The organism is Pedobacter sp. AC402, assembly GCF_979252805.1.
In genome coordinates, this window is sequence record NZ_CEEDAI010000009.1 from 956,749 (window position 1) to 972,424 (window position 15,676).

The following is a 15,676-nucleotide window of genomic DNA, read 5'->3' on the forward strand; positions in this document are numbered from 1 at the left end:
CATTGAAGTTGTTCGCAGATGCCATTTTGAAAGTATTTTATTAATTATTGTTCATGTTTTAATTCAACAGACTGTTAAAGTGTTATTGGGATTGTTGGCCCGTTATAACTTTCGAAATCTGTTTCATAATCGTTACCATTAAATATTTTGTATTTAAAGTGCAACTGAGTATTACCAACCGGCATATTTAGTCCTGCATTGCTGATAAATACTGCCGAGGTATCCTGTGCATGGATATAAATAAACGTTTCTGGTGGAAGCACTGCCTGTCCAGAAGGGATAAGTGATAAACCAACCGTATTATTTAAAGATCCAAGAGGCAGTTTTGGATTGTTAAAAGGTTCAGGGTTCCTAACCAATATCCCCACTAAACGTCTGCTTGAATCAACAGGATCGATATTGATTATCGGATGGATCACCGTGGTTTCAATTGGCTCGAGGTTCTTAATTGCCAAACCACCATACACCAAACGATCGTACTTGGCGGCATACCTGATTACTTCCGGATCATCGTTTTCAGGATTATCGTCAATCAGGTTTTTAATGACCCCATCAATTTCGGTCTGTGTAAAGCTTACCTTCAGTGGATAAACCGCATATTTTTCTGACCCAGGGGTACTATCCAGCACAAAACTTCCAGCCTGCTCTTCAAATGTGCTGAAACGAGATGTTTTAAAATTAAAACGGTGGATCTCCGCCCTTTGTTCAGCCTCGCCCAGCGGTTGATATACTGCGGTAAATAAAGCGGTATACAAACGGTTCGGCTCAAGGTTAGAAAAATGGTATGCACCCTGCTTTTTACGCTTTTTAATGCTTACCGGGTTTACGTTGCACGAATCTTCGAGCGCCGCACGGTTCATAAAATACAGTATCTGCTGATCTGGAGGTAGTTTCATGAAATTGGAATTGGTAATCTCCTCATCAGGCAATTGTTCCCAGATTAATTCGGGGCTTAAAATTGCACCATAAGGATCCAACAACTGCATCTGCAAAGTACTCTTAACAGTTGGCAGACCTAAATAGCCATCCCAATCAGAGAACATGGCATTGAGGTAAGGTTTAACAAACAACAGGCTTACTTTCGGATCGTGGCAAAATACAGGTTTACTTAAATCGTAACGGCTTTGTGCATCAGGGAAAGAACGTTCGTAATCAATGTAGTGCTTTAAATCGGCCAGTTTAAATGCAGCCGCTTTATCCTGCCCTTCCAGTGCTTTATAAATGGCATTTTTCTTTTGAAAGTGCCCAATCGGTCCAACGGTTTTAAAACCATAAATATGGTTCTTTTGTACGGCTGCCCCTACGTTTCCTTCAACCACATCACGGGCTTTAACCACAATGGCATAAGTAGTATCAGGGCGCCAAACCGGCTGGATGGTTTTATTTAAGTTATTGCTCAATAACTCTGCCTCATCAATAAAACCTGTGCGGGTAATGTTATTTTCTTCCAATCTACGTTGCAACACTTCTGTTAAATAACTCAACTGATTTAGGTTGGTTATTTTAACACCAGGAGCAACAAAACCCAGTTCAGAAAGGATAGCTTCACTTGCTTTCAGCCTTTTATCAATAAAAATATCAATAGTTCCGGTGCTACGGTTTACCGAGATCAGGATCTGTTTATATTGTTTTTCTGTTAGTTTACCAGTATCACAGTTTAATGTATATTTTTCTGAAGCAACTATCCCCGAATGATCAAGATCCTGATAAGCGGTAAACCATACTTTGAATGACGGAACAGCTTGCTCAGTACCATAAACAGCATCGGCATTGCCAGGTGTATCCTGATACAGATGCAGGGCATAACCTTTTTTCTTACCTGTTACGGGATCTTGGGTAACCCTTGTCAGAAGCGTACTTACACCAGTTTCGAAAGGATTAAAAACAGCCGTTACCTCAATGGAAAAATTTCCTTCTTCTACTTTTAATTCAGGTTCAAAAGGAATTAAAAGCGCGTCGCTATTTGCAGTATAAGAATAAGCCTGGTGTAACTGCCATTCGTTACTGGCAGTTTTCTCATAAAAACCGTTTATCATTTCGGGGTTTCCGGTTACAATAGCATTCTGATTACCCACTACAGGCACACGGTTATCCATTGGCCACTGGCCCACGGCTCCTACTGAGCTATCGTATGTTTTATTTAACAATTCTGCAGCAGTAAAGGCCTTATTGTAAACGGTTGCGTAAATTAGTGCTTTATCTGCATCAAATTCATGTCCGTTGGGGAAAGCAACAGCAGAAATATAGGTTGCGGGTAAGCTTAAATAACCACCCAATATAATATCGCCCTCAAAATTTAAGAGGTAGATGCTTTCGAAATGAATCACCACTTCGTTAATAGGCAAGCTTAAATCGTTATAATTTAAACTGGTATTGCTTTCGGTATCATCAAGATATTGTGTTAACACTTGTACATTGTACTTAACCGTTTTTGGCACTAACACCCTGCCCCTTGTAAACGCACCATATTGTAAAAGTGTTTGTACGTAGCCAATTCTATATTGATGCTGTATATAATCCACACGTAGCGTATTGTCATTGGCTCCAAAATCGAGCGAAAGCGTAGTCACGGGTTCGGGTAAGATCAGACTTAAAGAACCGCCACTTTGGGCCACCTGCAATACGGCATTACCAAAGCCAGCATCTTGCTGCACGCGTCCTTCAATGTCGGTAAACTTAAATGCAACGTTTTTAATGTAAAAGGTTTCGGCTTGAGGATACACTTTATCCAATGGCTGACCAATCCAGTTCACAATATTCTGCTTTGAAACATTTTCGTAACAGAAAAGGTCTTTCCGCTGAAAGTTTAAAGCATCAAGATCGGCTGCCGAATTGCTCATACCATTACTATAGCTAAACATATTCTGCGATAATACCCTGATCTTATTATACCGGTTAGGTTCGTTAAACTGCCAGTAGGCATTATTCAATTTACTGAGGTCGATGGCTCCTACGCCTGTATTATCGGCACGGATAACGGTTACAGCTTCATAAATATGATAAGGCTGCCAGCTGCCATTTTTGTTCCAGGCATAAATTTCCAGACCAAGCAACTGTAATTCGTGCCGTACCTGACTGCTGATTCCTTTTTGTGGTGGCAGCATTTCTATATAACCATCGGGCAATTGATTACCTGCCCCGCCAATAAGTCCTGCCACTGGTTTTACCGGTTTTAACAAGTCGATATCGATAAAACTATCCAATGGTATGGTTACATGCGTTAGCGCATTTTCGTCATTAAAGTTATACTGCCAACCGCCTGCCCCTGGTGCCGGAATATTTACCGAGCTCCCTGTAATTTCGTAATTTACATAGTTGATCGGGAATGTTTCGCTTGAAAGCATGTTGGTTGCTGCAACAGGCATATAGCCGGTTGCCGGATCGGGCAGGCTTAATATCTGTATCGGAGCAAGCAGTGGTCCTTTATTGTTATTAAAGTTCCAGCTTAGCGTTATTTTGATACGACCGAGTTTTCTTACTGGCCATGGCAAGCCTAAATCGAGCTCCAATGAACCATAAATGGTAAATGGATTCGGCGCCTCAAAACCTAAGGTTACGGTAATGGAAATATTAAACCTGAACCTTAGGATCCGGATATAGGCATAACCGCCCATTCTGATGTAACCGCCAATCTGTATCGGTTTAAAGCTGATGGAACCACCGAGATCAACAAAGGCACCAAAACCAAATTCTACAATAGCGAAATTGGCCTTAAAATCGAATCTGGCCCCTGCCCCTGCTTTAATACCGCGTGAGGAGATCATGAGGTATGCATACCCCTGGAAGAGTGTAAGTATCCTTGCCCTGATCCTTTCACTTTCCGGTTGGTCTTTTCCTACATTAAGATACCAGCCCGATGCATTGTTAAAAAAGAAAGCCAGTTCGAGCTTACCACTTAGGCTAAATATTGCCCCATCAAAAGAACCACCTTCAGGCAAACGGTAGTTTACACCCAAACTAGAGATAAAGGACTTGTCATCTATGGCAATTAAAGCACTAAATGGAGGGTCTACATCTTTGTTTAAACCGATGCGTGAACGCAGCACACCTGCCTGTCCTTGTAGCAAGAAAAGATTAGGTAAACCCAAGTATAAAAAAAGCTTGGTCGAAAAGGTAAAACCTTTATCAAAAGAGGTTGCTATAGATACCCCTGCCCCCACAGAATAACCCGCTTTATCGGCAAATTTATCCAGTTCTATTCCCTCTCTGTGGGTAATGTTACTTTTGGCTTTATAGTATTCCCACCAACTGGCCGAATCTGGCAGCGGTGGTGTAGTTGCTGATTTGGACGCAATATAATGCCTGCCGACGATTCCCCTGAAACCATATATGCCCAAACCGGTAGCCCCGAGCGGAATCGGCCCTGGCAGCTCCATCCCAATATCAACAATAAAGGATGGTACACTCGGTTTTAAACGCATGGCAGCAGAGCCGCTTAAGCGGAGTTTTGGCATGGAGAAAGTAACAGACCCTGTATATTCTGATCCGGCGTTAGATCCTACAATGGCAGGATCAGGGTTACTCATACTCAGGTAACCGTTTAGTATGAATGCAGCTTTGTCTTTATCCACATTGCCCGGAATGGTTAAATCAATACCAATTCCATCTATACTCGTAAAACTATCGAACGGTTTGTCGGTATCATTATCGTCAACCGTAAAGTAATATTTTATACCATTACCCGTGGCATTTACACCTGCGTTACCGGTATTGATCATCCCATCAAAACCAAAGAAACGGTATTTCCGTTCTATACCATTTAACTGTTTGGTATAGGCACCAAAAGCAATCTGGCTTACCTCAAGTGTAACAGGGCCAACTTTAAGTTTAAAGGCTTTAGGCACAACGAAGCTACCACCCTCAAATTCGATATCCCCATTATCCCAAACCCTTAATTTCTGGATCTCAATATTTTTGGGCAATACCTCACCTAGTCCTGGTATATTGGCTATAAAATCTAATTTACCCGAAATCTGGATATAAAAGCCACGCGCTTCCTTACCTAAACTAAAACTCCTTACCTGTAAGGTAAATACATTTGGCAGTGTAAGCGGAAACAATCCACTTTGGGGTTTTGCCGTGATATCAAAGTCGCCATTTTCTTTAATATGGGCATTAATATCAATAATAGCAGGGTTTCCTCCCCTTGTTAGGCGGCCAATCCTTAATTTACCTGCAATATCCGACTCAACAATTGCACCTTTGTTAAAAGTTATGGAAAAGGTATTCAGTTCAGCTGCAAAACTTCCAAAATCACGATATAATACACCGTTAGATTCTAATGTAATCTTTCCCGAAACCCCTCCTGTCCCGATCAATAGGTTTTCGCCGATTAAGGCTGCACTGGTTTTGCCTGCTGTTTCTTTACCAAAACGGCTGAAACCAATGGTAGCGCGCTGCACATACAAACCCCTAAAATCGGGGCCATAACCTGCAGCATCTGCTTCAGGGATGTTTTTATTGCGGCTCAGATCGAGTTTTGCATTGGTAAAGCCAATAATCAAACCTGTATTTCCAATTTCAGATAGTTCGGGGATTAAAGAACCTGCAAATTCAATTTCAGTGCCGATTCCCGATTCTGTATCCGCATAAAACGTGGCCTCAACAAATTTAAAAAGTGTTTTCCGGCCTACAATTGGCGTTCCATCGGCATTAACGGGTTTTAAGATATTGTTTGGAAACTCTATACCAGCTGATAATTTTAAAGTAGCCCTAAGTTTTGGCGTAATCAGCTTTTTAATGTAATCTTCAATCCCATTGGGCACCAAACGGTTGTAAAACTGTTGCAGCAGTTCTTTGGTTTTATCCAGATCGTTATTTAAAATAAATACAGCAAACATTACTGCAGAAACATTTTTGGGGATAGTTACTTCACTTTTAATCAAGCTTACTACCATATCAACAGTAGGCTCCTGATCGGGAGGTAAACTTAAGTGCGTGTTAAATTTTAAATTAATCGCATCGAGCAAAATATCAAATTTGCTATCGGTAACCAGATCCTCATCAATAAAATAGTTAAGGATGTGTGCAATTACCTCATCTTCGCTGATTTTAAAAATCTGAAGGCCGAGTTCGTAAAAGGCTTCGGGCGTAAAAGCAAAGTTCTGAACTTTAAAAGAACGTAAAAAGGCCAGCATCTCCCATTGGTACTGTATGGAAATGGGGAAAGAGGAGATATTCGAATCGCCCTCCTGGTCGGGATTAAGAACAAGACGTAAACCAAAAGGCAGATCGAGACCAATGTTGCTGGTTACAATATCTAAGCTATAAAAAGCCGAATCGCCACGCTGGCTCTTAGAATATTGCAGGTTTTTATAATGAATCTTATCCAGCAGCAGATTTAGCCCATTTTCTGCAAAGTGTAAAAACTCTGGCAAATCATCTACCGTAATCACTTCCGATAGGGCGGGGTAGTATCTTCTGGTTACAACTTTAGTGGCTGGCATGTAATCAATTTTATGCTTCGGTTCTTAAAAATGGGCATGCCCTTGTAATTTAGTCTATTCCAAAATGGATTACCAAGACCCGCTATTAACAAAAGCAACAACTAAAAATACAGCGAATACTACCCAAAAGAAAGGCTGCAAAGCATCGTTTAAGTATTCGCAAGCAACCGTTAAGTATTGGCATATTTTGACCCATTATTTAGAGCTTAGACCAGAGTCTTAAGTCCGAAGTAAAGAGTCATTTAACCAAACACTAATGATAATAAACTAGTGAACAAATTAACGTTAAAATAGCCCTGAGTCGGCAGTCTGAAATCCAAAGCCGAATAATCGTGTATACAATTAACCGATAATCAATCATCAATAAACTAATGACCAATTCACTAATAAACTAATGACCAATAAACCACTGTCTAATGACTAATGAACCCTACCTATTTGTACCAATGCCAAACAACACCGTTAATGCAGCTACAAGGTTTCCGTTTTTAGTTACTGTTCCATCGAAATTGCGATCGAAAGAGAAGATGATTTTTTGATTGTATGTTAAGGCATAATCGGCATTAACCACCACCCGCCATGAAGGTTTTACAGTATCTGATGATAAAATGCTCCGGTAAAGTGCCTCTGCGCCTCCACCAAATTTATTCTTTGTAAAAATAAATCGCAGACCGGTATCGAAGGTAGAAATGTTACCGATATTATTTTTTAGATTATCCAATGCAAATATTTCATCCAGGTTATAAAGGTAACGGGCCAGCCCCAAAACCGAGCTGCCATTAGCCTAGTTGTAAGCAAAGGTTGTCCATACGCCGGAGTTGAATATTTTAGAATTATCAAATCTTTTCTCCCTAAATTCTGTGCTTAAACCACCGGCAATTTCAACCGATAAACCTTCGCGATTACCAGTAAAAGTTTTAGCTTCTTCCTGCAGACCGGCTTCCAGTTTCGACTGCTTAGCCGATCTCAGCCTGGATTTCTTTTTTAAAGCCTTTATTTAACTCGCTTTTTTCAGTCTCATTTTTGGCGAACTCACTGCTGGCATCTTCCATCATGGCGAGTTCGTGCGTTTTCTTTTCGTCTTCCGTTAAATAGGGCAGGTGTGCTATCGAGTCGAGCAGATAAATATTTCTGATACCCAGTAATTCGTAACATGCCGATTTTCTTTTTTCTTCCAAACCAATTTTATAGATCATCAGCAGGGCGCGTTGTTTCTCGTAGATAGAATTTAATTTCTGTTTGGTTTCTGCATTATATTGCGGCCTGATAATGAAGAATTTTAAGCCCAATGCACCATAAGTACTGCTTGGCTTAAAGCTATTAAAGGCCAAATCTGGATTGCGCAAGGCTAGCGACACCACAAAACTCTGCCTGAAATAATCTTTGAATTTAGTTGATTGTAAGCTGTTTTTAACTGTGGTACTAAAATCGGCCCCTTTATTCCTGAACAGGTAAAAGGGTGCATTATCTATCGCATAACTGGAAGGAAGTTTGGTATATGATGAAGTAGCTGATTGAACGGAAAGCATAAAATCGCTTAAGTCGGTCGGTTTTTCGATATCCGATACGGCGAAGCCCAATAATGCCGAAGCAGGCGAACTGGGTGCTTTAAGCAGGTCGAGTTTAACCTGTTTAATGTCTTTTTCGTCGTTTTTAGCCGCTTGTTGTGCAAAAGCTGTAGTACCGGATATCGCGAGGGCAATTAATATAAGATATTTCATAAGCCCTAAAATTGATAAAAAGTGATTTCTGCGGTATACACTGTAGAGGCTCCAGGCTGTACTTCTTCTTCCATTTTATAACCCTTGGTTACAAAACCTCCTTCTAAAAGCACATATAAATCGGTGTGGTTATGGTTTGGTGAGGTATCAGTAACCACGGTAATAATATTCAGCTTTTTAAGGTGCAGGTTATCATTCTTACCAATTACCTTTTGATGCAGGTCTCCCTGATGATCTTTCAAAACCTTGTCTTCATTCAGGGTAATCAAACTTGTACCGATCTGCTCAATACCCCAATGATAATAATTTAATTTCTTCTGAACTTCTGTTCAGGATGTAGGTTTTTACAATATCGGTACTCATGATAAGGGCTTATTTAGATTTAATGATCAGGCATTTAGCTTACTGCAAATTAATAAACCTAAGTTACGTTATTGTTAACGTTGGTGAAATACCTAGTAATGGGGATTTTATTAAAATTGGGAGCTTGCAATTGGCCCCACATAGACCATTACATACTCGATAATCACCCTAAACAATGAGCGTTAGTGTTAAAAGTAATTTCAGTACCAATAGGTTACAGATGCTTCGTACCTCAGCATGACAGTAGGGTTTTGTCATTCTGAACGCAGTGAAGAATCTTTTAGTCCCAGGTTTAGCGTCGATAATGCGGGTTTAACAAATAAGCTGGTAAAGACCCTTCGACTATACTATCAATGACAGATACTAAAAATCGGCGTCATCTTGCCCGGAGCAACGCGGAGTGTTCCAAAGGAATTTCTTAGGAGGAGAGATCTTTGGACTATATTTAAAAGATCTCTCCACTGCGGTCGAGATGACGATTTATCTTAACCTGTAATCCAACTCCTGTGGCACGCGTGCGCTATCAAGGGAAATACCTGGTAATGGGGATTTTATTAAAATTGGGAGTTTGTAGTTGGCCCCACATAGACCAATATATACTTCGATAATCACCTTAAAAAATGAGCATTAGTATTTAAAGTAATTTCAGTACTAATAGGTTACAGATGCTTCGTACCTCAGCATGACAGTAGAGTTTTTTATCTATCGGTTGATGTTTCACCTATCGAAATTAAATGATATAACTGCTATCAACCACCCCGCCTTTTTTACTGTGTACACACATTTTAAGAATAGTTTAGGCTTTTTGCTAACCGACTAATAAAGCACGGATTCTAACTAAGGACGCTGTCAATCCCAAGAGCCCGGAAAATCAAAAAACAGGTGCGGTTCAGGTAAACTGGCACTAACAAACCTGAAACGCAGTGGTTTTGTGTTCATAACGATGATTTAATTTTAAAAAAAATATTGAACACAAAACGAAGTGCCACTGTTTTTTGATGAGTATGGGATTGTGCAAAAGGCTCATTGCCAGATTGACGAAGCGCTTTGGGTACTTTGGCGCTCCAAAGTACCATGCCACCGCGGCATAGAGCGGCAAAAAAATTTATCTATCGGTTGGTGTTTCACCTATCGAAATTAAATCATATAACCGCTAGCAACCACCCCGCCCTTTGGGCACCCCTCCTAAATTAGGAGGGAAGTTTTCCCTCATAGCTGTATAGGGTAAATGGCCAATTAAAATTTGAACGTTTATGGTGTAGCTGCTAAACCGATAGTTTCATTACATTCATCACACTCAACAGCATTACACCAGGCATCGCAATCTGACAGCCAATCATAAATCATTTTATATGCAGCAGTAATTTCGGCAGAAAATTTTAAGGTTGCGCCTTCAAAATCATCCTCCTGAAAGATGTAGGCATTTAATCCAACATATAAAAGTTCTGAAAGATGCTCCACATCAAATTGGCCAACAGCTTGTGGGTGATAACCCAGGTTTATGGCATAACGCTGAAAGGTTTCTTCATTGGCCAAAAGTTTTGTTTTGGTAAGCAGGTTGATGATGTTGTTTACATCATAAAGGGCGTTGGCAATGGTAATGGGTTTGTGTTTGCCAGAGCGCGGATCGGGCCCGATAGCTGCGCTAAGCATTTCAGTAAGGAATTGATTCACATCCGATAAACCAATCATATCGAAATAGGCTTCAATCAGTTTCCGGAATTCTGTTACAGCTACTACCTGATTTGGGAGCTGTGTGTCTGGGTTTTTACAATTGTTGTTCTGCATAACATTTGAAAAAAAAGTTCCTGAGTGCTGCAGAACAACAATTAACTCTTTTCAGAGATATTGAAAGATGCGGGTCTAAGCCGCTCACTCAGGAATATTGTGAAATTTTTAATTTATTTTATGTCTCTCCGATTAAGTTAAAAGATATTGTTAATTACTGTTCTGCACTACTAAGATAAACACAATTAAATAATTCACGAAATCTTTTTGCTCAAATAATGCATAAATGAGGGCCGGTCTATACTTGCAGCTCATAGTTCAGACCTTGCGGTTGATAGTTCAGAGGTTGCAGTTGATAGTTCAGGCTTTGCAGTCGGTAGTTCAGAGGTTGCAGTCGATAGTTCAGAGGTTGCAGTCGATAGTTCAGAGGTTGCAGTCGATAGTTCAGGCTTTGCAGTCGATAGTTCAGACTTTGCAGTCGATAGTTCAGACGTTGCAGTTGATAGTTCAGACTTTGCAGTTGACAGTTCAGGTGCTGCAGTTGACCCTTCCTAAAAAAGCTTGACAGTTTTGGTGATTAATTACCAAGGCTTTTTACACCAATTTACTTGATTTACTAATGCAATATAACTTTTAATTTTTATTAGTTCTAAGGGTTATTTTGTTTGGGGTTATTCCTGGTTTATATCCTGCCGTTTTCCTTATTCCTTGGGTGTCTTTTCCTCTTATCCCAATTACGGAACAACAACGGGTTTGCTTTCCTTATTACTGGTTTTGTAATTCTTTTTCCTCCAGTATTTCTTAAGTGTTCCATTTCTTTCGTGCGCCATTATAAGGGTGAGCCTGCCACAGCTGTCATGTATCCTGATGCTGTTATATTTGGTTACGGCATCATCTACGGCTGATTTTGCCTTTTCAAAAGAGGGAAAGGTTTCTTTAAGCCCATGTTCATACTTCAGTATCCCATTAATCCTTTTTGCAATGGCATTTTCATATGGATTCCCACTTTCGGTCATTGATAGCTGTATATGTAAATAGTCTATAACCCGGACATATTCATTGCAGCAGTACTGTATGCCCCTGTCGCTGTGATGGATAAGCGCTGAAGTTCTTTTCAGGTCCTTGGCTGCCATCAACAGTGCATCAATAGCTCCTTCACTATGCAGGGTCGGGTGAAGTTTGTAGCCTATGATCTTTCGGCTATAGGCATCGGTAACAATACTTAGGTAGCTGAAACCGGAAGCCTGCCGGATATAGGTGATATCGCTTACCCATAATACCCCTGGGTTATTGATCACCTTTTCACGGATCAGGTTTGGGTATTTCCTGTAATGATGATTGGACATGGTGCAGTAGGGCTTTCTCCTACGGTGCCTAATGAGCATCCCATAACTGCCCATAAGCCTATAAAGGCCATCCCTTCCCAGTTTTATTCCATGGGCTGTAAAATCTTCCTTCAGCATGTGGTAGAGTTTGTCGACCCCGCAGTATGGAAGCTGTTCCCTGATCTCTGTAACCAATCTGACGACCAGTGCATCGCGCATATGCATTGCCGGCTGTGCTTTTTGTTCATACCAGGCCTGACGGCTCTTGCTAAACAGTTTGCAGTAGTAGCTTATGCTAAAGCTACCGTAAAGCTGCATCAATAGTGTTACTGTTTGGCACCAGGCTTTTTTCTGATATTGATCTTGAGTTTTTCCTCAGCTACATCTATTAGTGTATTGAGGGCAATATTGTGCATCCTGGCATCCTCAAGCTGCTTTTCCATCGCTTTTATCTGCTTCTGCAATGCAATCAGATCCTGTCTTTCCTGTTCGGTCATTTCTATGGGTTCTGGAATAATATCGTCCGAATACTTCTTGCGCCAGGTTCTTATCAGTTCTGGTCCACTTGAGGGATTGATGTTAAACTTCCTGATCGCTTCGCTAACTGTCATTTCCCTTGCTTCCAACTGAGATACCAGCCATCGCCTGAAGGAAACTTCATAGGCATTGTGGTCATCCGTACGGTCGAAAGAATCGGAAACTAAAATACTAAATCCATTACTTTTTTTCTCTTGATTCATTTTGAGTTTTTTTAAGCCAAAATGTGTCAAGTTTTTTTAGGAGGGGACAGTCGATAGTTCAGGCGTTGCAATCAAGTTAACAACATTATACTTGCAGTTGGTAGGTTTATGCTTCCAGTTTGACCCCTCCTAAAATAGCGTGAACATCTCCATATCACCTTTACAGTTCATCTGAATCTATCGGTCCTTTGTCTCCGCTGTAATCTATTGCGCTGTAACGTTGCCAAAACCAATCTTTATTTACATACAAAGCCTGCAACAATAAATTATGGTTCAAAACAACATAGAAAAGCATTGGTTTTTAATTAAAAAAAGGTCATAACTAAAAGCCATGACCTGATTAGAACTCTACAACAAGTCTATGTTAGTACTGATAATTAATATCCATGTTATAATTTGTAGAATCCCAAGTTCCTTGTAACATCTTTATAAGTGCATCAAGAATCTTTATCAATTCAGACGTTGGAAATGGCTTTCTACTATATAATAATTTAAAATCCTCATCTTCGGTAGAAATCGATTGAAGCTCTTCTACAGAAATATAAGCTCCTTTGTTTTGTATAATAGTTATTAAATTTTGAAGGATTTGAATCATTTTTTGTTCTTCCGATATCGAATCAATATATTCAAATAATCCAATACTCATATATCCATGCGTGTAACCTTGAATGTCAACATTTAAGTCTTCTAATAATTCTTGTTTATTCGAAATATTATATTGATTCTTCGAAATTTCTTGTACTATGTAGCATAAAGCTAGTTGAATAAAATCTTCATGTATCCAAAATCCTTCACCTTTTTTGTAAGTAACAAAAGTATCCGCCATTTTTTAATAATTTAGTTTAATAATCTGATCACTATATTGTGAAAAATGTGTGGTTAAAATATTATCAATATAATCTTTGAAATAATTAGGATTACTTTCTCCTATTGCTGCCGAGAGATTATCAAAATATTTATAATCAATGGCGACATAATCTAAAGGGGGCCTTCCCACCTTAGGATTGCTAATTTTATTAAAATGAGCATCAATTGAACCTAAAAAACCTTTAGGTTTTATATTTTGTTTATCTCCTAATCTTCCTAACCATTTGCTATAGGTTTGTTTGCCACTTATAAATAATTCATCAATATTACTTTCGACCCCCATTGTATCATAACTTAAATCAGTAGTATCATCTATCAAATCACCCGCCTCATGCCTCTAACGATGCTCTTAATTTTTTACTTTATTTTTAATTCTAATTCAATATCAGTTATCCACTTCATGAATTCTAATTCTGATTCCCTGTGCTTCCGTCTATAAATTTTGGAGGTAACATTTCTGTTCTCCTCACATTAAAATAATCGACATGATGTGTCGCTTCTTGAAATTTCATTAATCGCTCAATATAACCGTCTGGATTAGCACGTATTAACCTAAACCCCTCATCTGAGGTGTTACCATATCGCTTTAAAAAATCGAACAATTTTGTCTGGTTTTCCGTCTTAATCAGCGATTGAAACTTTTTTTCGAAATTAGTTTCAATCCTGTACTTTATAAAAGCTTCAAACGAGCCTGCATTATTTTTAAATTTATTGAAAAGATTAACATCACCAGCAATCTCTTTTATAATTTTCAGTCTTTTTACATCATTTATCCTCTCTAAGGTTGTTCCAAACTCACCATAATAGTTCAAGAACCCATTAACAAAACTCGGGCTTGATATCACTTCGAGGTTTTTAGCCTCGATAATATTGTTATTCTTCAAAAGTAGCCAATTATCTATTTTACTACTGGCACTTTGATTTAGTTTTATCCACCCTTCCTCTGTAAGTTTACCAAAATCTTCAAAAAATAAGTATTTTTCATTATTATCCAACTGGTTAAATTTTGCAATGACATCGTCTATAATACCATTTGCGTTAATGGCATCAAGCCTAGCCTCCAAATTAGCAGCCAGCACAACCTGCTTACCTCGCAAAGTTGTAAGCAAATCGATTATGTTTTGCGGTACCCCGTGTGCCCCTGCGGGGAAATTTTCAATAATCTTTAATATCCTGTCAGCCTCTCTCACAGCTCTGATGCGGGCATAGATGGTAGTACCTATCGAAGTAAACATCAGGCCTATCATCCAATGCTGTATCGCTAAATGATGTGCTCTGGTAGCTTCATCATTGGCCTTTGTAGCTAAATAACCTTGGTAGCTACTAATTGTGCTGGCAGATACTGCGACGACCTGAGAAACCCCTTCCGCAGCTCGCCATATGGTTACCAATTCAGTTGGAGGATGTATACCTCCTCTAATGGCCTGGCCTAGTTTTGTAATATATTTTAAGTATTTCAAATCGTTAAGGATCGAACCACCTCCCGTTGCAAAAAAAAGTGCAATTTCAAGCCCGACGTTGATGGCCAGTGCAATTCCAGCATCAAAATCTACCAATTCATCATACTCTTCAGCATAATGATAAAGAAATGCTGGCACCATACTTTCTTGCGGAAATTCTAGTTCAAAGTTAGTTTGATATCCAGTCAGTGTCATGGGATGATAAATATGAAAATAACCAAGGTCATTACTTTCGGAAAAACTCTGATCATTTAACTTGTTACCATCTAAACTAACCTTTAAACCGGTCATTCTACTGGTTATGTGAACAGCTATATCCTGCATCTCAGTGAAATATTTTCTAGCATCTTTCAATTCTAAAAATTTCCCGCCCTGTATAACTCCTTTTGGAACATAAAATTCTAAAATATTCTGTTCGTTATATAATTGATCATTTATCCTAAAATAAGATTGTGGGTTTATTTCTTCATTACCATGCACTATTCCATTCGGAAAATAATTCCAGTTATATTTGGAAACCTTCCATAACTGGTAAACCGCATATGCATAATACTTACGGTTGGTCTGTTCATCAACAAACCACTCGATAACAGGGTATCTTTCGATGCGGGCATCATCTAATATTTTGTAAATTACTTCAAAATTAATGTTTATCCCGTTGGTGCGTTTTAACAAAAAATCCAGGAAATTATCAGCCCTGAAATTCTCAATTGATAATATCAGCCTTACCATATGCTGCTCATCCTCTTCAGAAACATTGCCATTTACAATATATGTCTGTAAAGAAAGAATTCTCAACTGATAAGGAACGAGTTTCAGTGCGCTTACTGGCAAGATATAGAGTAATTTTTCTAGTTTCTCTCTATCATCCAATGTTTTTAAAACTTCAAGCTCTCTAAAAGAGGTAAGATAGAATTGGCTTAGGCTCTGGAAATAATTATTAAATTCATAAAAAACTGGCTTTAAATAGCTAGCCGATTGAATGGATACCACAGGATCGTGTTTGTAGATATACTTTGGATCGTC

At 39.2% G+C, this 15,676-nt stretch carries 11 protein-coding genes; all 11 read right to left on the reverse strand.

All coding sequences use genetic code 11. The annotated features are described in order from the left end of the window. Positions 1-74 precede the first annotated feature (74 nt). Positions 75-6,446 (reverse strand): hypothetical protein, encoded by a 6,372-nt coding sequence (locus AC0IWE_RS14990; protein ID WP_471793690.1) that lies wholly within the window; start codon positions 6,444-6,446, stop codon positions 75-77. Between the two features lie 430 nt (positions 6,447-6,876). Next, entirely contained in the window at positions 6,877-7,212 is a 336-nt protein-coding gene (locus AC0IWE_RS14995) for a hypothetical protein (protein ID WP_471793691.1), read from the reverse strand. Between the two features lie 190 nt (positions 7,213-7,402). After that, positions 7,403-8,167 carry a hypothetical protein gene (locus tag AC0IWE_RS15000; RefSeq protein WP_471793692.1) on the reverse strand — a complete coding sequence of 255 codons (765 nt, stop codon included), beginning with the start codon at positions 8,165-8,167 and terminating at the stop codon, positions 7,403-7,405. 5 nt (positions 8,168-8,172) lie between these two features. After that, complete coding sequence (locus tag AC0IWE_RS15005; protein WP_471793693.1) at positions 8,173-8,436, reverse strand: hypothetical protein; 264 nt, start codon at positions 8,434-8,436, stop codon at positions 8,173-8,175. A gap of 1,345 nt (positions 8,437-9,781) precedes the next feature. Further along, complete coding sequence (locus AC0IWE_RS15010) at positions 9,782-10,318, reverse strand: hypothetical protein (protein ID WP_471793694.1); 537 nt, start codon at positions 10,316-10,318, stop codon at positions 9,782-9,784. Between the two features lie 674 nt (positions 10,319-10,992). Next, positions 10,993-11,901 (reverse strand): IS3 family transposase, encoded by a 909-nt coding sequence (locus AC0IWE_RS15015; RefSeq protein ID WP_471793695.1) that lies wholly within the window; start codon positions 11,899-11,901, stop codon positions 10,993-10,995. Between the two features lie 8 nt (positions 11,902-11,909). Then, entirely contained in the window at positions 11,910-12,323 is a 414-nt protein-coding gene (locus AC0IWE_RS15020) for a hypothetical protein (protein ID WP_471793696.1), read from the reverse strand. Positions 12,324-12,483: 160 nt separating this feature from the next. Then, positions 12,484-12,618 (reverse strand): hypothetical protein, encoded by a 135-nt coding sequence (locus AC0IWE_RS15025; RefSeq protein ID WP_471793697.1) that lies wholly within the window; start codon positions 12,616-12,618, stop codon positions 12,484-12,486. Positions 12,619-12,687: 69 nt separating this feature from the next. Then, the gene (locus AC0IWE_RS15030; protein WP_471793698.1) at positions 12,688-13,149 is read right to left on the reverse strand and encodes a hypothetical protein; all 462 of its coding nucleotides are present in this window, start codon (positions 13,147-13,149) and stop codon (positions 12,688-12,690) included. Positions 13,150-13,152: 3 nt separating this feature from the next. Next, positions 13,153-13,509, reverse strand: a complete 357-nt coding sequence (locus AC0IWE_RS15035; RefSeq protein ID WP_471793699.1) for a hypothetical protein — start codon at positions 13,507-13,509, stop codon at positions 13,153-13,155. A gap of 88 nt (positions 13,510-13,597) precedes the next feature. After that, on the reverse strand, positions 13,598-15,643 hold the full coding sequence (locus AC0IWE_RS15040; protein ID WP_471793700.1) for a hypothetical protein: 2,046 nt from the start codon (positions 15,641-15,643) through the stop codon (positions 13,598-13,600). Between the last annotated feature and the right edge of the window lie 33 nt (positions 15,644-15,676).

Coding starts and splice junctions, on each gene's coding strand:
- AC0IWE_RS15000 (WP_471793692.1), bottom strand. CDS start 8,167: ATGAAATATCTTATATTAATTGCCCTCGCGATATCCGGTACTACAGCT.
- AC0IWE_RS15015 (WP_471793695.1), bottom strand. CDS start 11,901: ATGCAGCTTTACGGTAGCTTTAGCATAAGCTACTACTGCAAACTGTTT.
- AC0IWE_RS14990 (WP_471793690.1), bottom strand. CDS start 6,446: ATGCCAGCCACTAAAGTTGTAACCAGAAGATACTACCCCGCCCTATCG.
- AC0IWE_RS15030 (WP_471793698.1), bottom strand. CDS start 13,149: ATGGCGGATACTTTTGTTACTTACAAAAAAGGTGAAGGATTTTGGATA.
- AC0IWE_RS15025 (WP_471793697.1), bottom strand. CDS start 12,618: ATGCTTTTCTATGTTGTTTTGAACCATAATTTATTGTTGCAGGCTTTG.
- AC0IWE_RS15020 (WP_471793696.1), bottom strand. CDS start 12,323: ATGAATCAAGAGAAAAAAAGTAATGGATTTAGTATTTTAGTTTCCGAT.
- AC0IWE_RS15010 (WP_471793694.1), bottom strand. CDS start 10,318: ATGCAGAACAACAATTGTAAAAACCCAGACACACAGCTCCCAAATCAG.